Origin of the sequence: Ferruginibacter sp. (genome assembly GCF_014377975.1) — a bacterium.
In the GTDB taxonomy this organism is placed as follows: domain Bacteria; phylum Bacteroidota; class Bacteroidia; order Chitinophagales; family Chitinophagaceae; genus Ferruginibacter.
Genome location: NZ_JACMOO010000196.1, coordinates 1 through 2,892, shown reverse-complemented (window position 1 = coordinate 2,892; position 2,892 = coordinate 1). Strand labels below are relative to the sequence as shown.

Below are 2,892 nucleotides of genomic sequence, written 5' to 3'. Positions count from 1 at the left end.
TAGAAAATTTAAAATCTTATTTAAAAAAATTCTTTCAGGTATTAAAAATATCAGCTTGTTAAAAAGAGTAATTAATCTTTACGCTAAGTCTTTTAAATTTATTATTATAATCCGAATAATCTATATGCACATTAGCCGGTAATGGAATAATACTAGTGGGAAACGTTTCGTGCTGTTCTTTGAAGGAATATCCGGCACTAAAGGCAAAAGCCGTTTTATTTTTTAAAATAAACTTATATCCAAGCCCTGCTTCATAATATAAGCCACTGGTAGCCTCATAATTATTACCCCAATAATAATTTCTTTCATTATCCCGTAGCCAGCTAACATTATATCCTGCATCAGCAAATACAAAGGGAGTCTTGTTGCCCCTTTTAAAGTCTCTTTTTACATCAACAAACAACGGAATACTTCTTTTAGATCCGTAATAATCAATCCCAACGCCAAGCCCATAAAACCAGGCATTTTGTTGAATGCCGTTTACCAATTGTATCTGGCCAAAAGTTTTACTGGCATCTCCTTCCAAAATACCCAATTGAATAATAGAGGTAAATTTACTACAAGAGTTATTTTTCTTTTTTGTTTGTGCAGTAACCAGTAAAAAAGAAAGACTCAAAATTATTGATGCTGAAATATATTTTTTCATGGGTTTATCTTATTGAAGTATTGATATTTTACTAAGCAGTTTAATATCCTTATTATCTACATAATTAAATTGGTACAAGCCGTCAGCAGCTACTACAATAGCCAATCCATTCCAGGCAATTACATCAAATGTTTCTATATCCTTAAATTGTTTTACAAGTTTTAGATTGGTAATATCTGATGCGTCAAATATTTTCAGCCCGTCTTTACCATCACAAATAAACAAGAGTTTACCATCTTTGGAAAGCCCATGCGGATTGGTCATATCAAATTTCTTCAATAAAACGGGGGAAGATAAATTGGAGATATCGACAATTTCAAGTTCATTTATAAAGCCTGCGCATTGGGAACCGTTGCGCAATGTTATGAATGCATAATTGCTATCTGCAATTACAGGATCGCAAACCCTGGCATGGGTAAACTGGCCTTCCTGGGCAGGCTGGTATGGGTTGGTTGTATTAAAAATAAACATGCCTGTATTTGAGCCAATAAATAATTTATCCTTGAAGGGATAAATGGTTTCAATACCCCAATTGAGAGCTATGGTATTTGTCACTTTCGGGTCATTCACTTCTGCAATATTGATTACCTTCAATTCAGCATCTCCTACGGTGTATAAATAATTATTCATTAATGCAAACCTTGCCATTGAACCAGCAATCCCTGATGGCGAACCGCCGATAAAACCAGCATTAGATGCAGCACTTGAATAAAAAAGCTGATTATCGGTCACTTGGTAAATACCGCCTCTATTGTAACCGATCCAGCCGTTTTGAGAACAGTCGGCTGTTATAGTAGTATCGTGGCGTGTCCAATCATAAATTATTTTTAAACTGTCGGAATTAAAACCATAATACCGGCGGTGCGGAAAAACATTGTCAATTATTTTTTTCTTTACCACGTTGAGGGGGTTGCTGATATCCAGTGTTACGAGGTCGGAGTATAAATCTGCATACAAGGTATTTCCTTTAACAGCAATATCAATATTGCCCGGTATGTCAATAAAACCAGCATTGACAGGTGCAGCGGGATTACTATTGTTAATGATGTGAATTCCCTTATTTACTTCATTTAAAAAAATGTATTTGCCAATTACGAATAATTTGCCCGGCACTTTTATAGCCCTAGCCGTACTGGTTTTTATATTGTCTCTTACTTCGGCGGTGGTTTTATAAAGTGGCTCAAACCAGGTGTAAGAATAGGTATGTGTGCAGGAGTCTTTAACGCAACCGTTAAAACAACTTATAATAATTATACACATGAAATAGCAAAGCAATTTTTTCATACTGTTTATATTTTGGTGGTGAACTATCAGTCTGACAAATTAATCAGCAAGAGGGTTGCACTTACAAAAAATAACGTTGCTATTTTTTACCAAATATTTTTTTAACCTGTATTCCAAAATAACTGTAGTTGCTGCTTTGATAAAGCCCGGTAGCAGCCATCCTGTTTAAGCTGAAATGTATATCCGGACCTACCAGAAAAGCATTTTTGGAATTGCCGGATAAGGAGAACAACAACCCTGCAGAAATACCAATCTGGGTTTTATTAAACAGTGAGTTATTGCTATAGTATTTTGTTGATGCTGTATCAAACTGAAGTGCGTTTGTTGCTATTAACTGAGCAATTGAAATCCCTGTATTTAAATAAAGAGGATGTTTGTTTTGCTTCCCTAATTTTATATTTAAAGCCAACGGTATTTCTAAAAAATGAAAATGATTTTTGTACCGGGTGCTGCTTCCGGTTCTGTAAAAAAAATCACTTTGTGATAAATAACTACTGTTGTTGTTTGCAATAATTGCACTATCTACCTTGCTTCCTATCATCATAACTGAATTGTACATTTTATAATTTAACCCGATACTAAAAGCTATTTTAGGTGAAATGTTTTTTTGTACAAATATGCCCAAAACTAGTCCCACTGCCGGCTTTATGGCAGAATGGCTATTATAAAAACGATTGTTTGCACAGGTTGTACAACTTGGCACCTGGCCTGCTGACGTATATGCAACGGAGGCATTGCCATTACCCGAACCTACAATTCCCAGATAACTATTTTGAGTTGAGGATGCTCCTACCGAAAAATTAATACCAATTTTCCATTGGTATTTTTGTTGTAGGGGGGTTACTTTTTTAATGGGTAAAATTTCTACAGAATAATTCTTTGCCTGGATAGCCAGGAGATTATTTGCTTTGATTTCTACACCAATTTTAATGTACGGATTTAAAAACGGGCCAACAATTTTC

Annotated in this window: 3 protein-coding genes; all 3 read right to left on the bottom strand. The window is 35.1% G+C overall.

Annotation, left to right across the window (positions count from 1 at the left end; genetic code table 11):
- Window positions 1–58: 58 nt before the first annotated feature.
- Complete coding sequence (locus H7254_RS11200; RefSeq protein ID WP_301933048.1) at window positions 59–646, bottom strand: hypothetical protein; 588 nt, start codon at window positions 644–646, stop codon at window positions 59–61.
- 9 nt (window positions 647–655) lie between these two features.
- Window positions 656–1,906, bottom strand: a complete 1,251-nt coding sequence (locus H7254_RS11195) for an LVIVD repeat-containing protein (RefSeq protein WP_301933047.1) — start codon at window positions 1,904–1,906, stop codon at window positions 656–658.
- A 103-nt stretch (window positions 1,907–2,009) separates the two neighbouring features.
- Window positions 2,010–2,892: outer membrane beta-barrel protein (locus H7254_RS11190; RefSeq protein ID WP_301933046.1), on the bottom strand; the 883-nt coding region annotated here is incomplete at its 5' end.

Coding starts and splice junctions, on each gene's coding strand:
- H7254_RS11200 (WP_301933048.1), bottom strand. CDS start 646: ATGAAAAAATATATTTCAGCATCAATAATTTTGAGTCTTTCTTTTTTA.
- H7254_RS11195 (WP_301933047.1), bottom strand. CDS start 1,906: ATGTGTATAATTATTATAAGTTGTTTTAACGGTTGCGTTAAAGACTCC.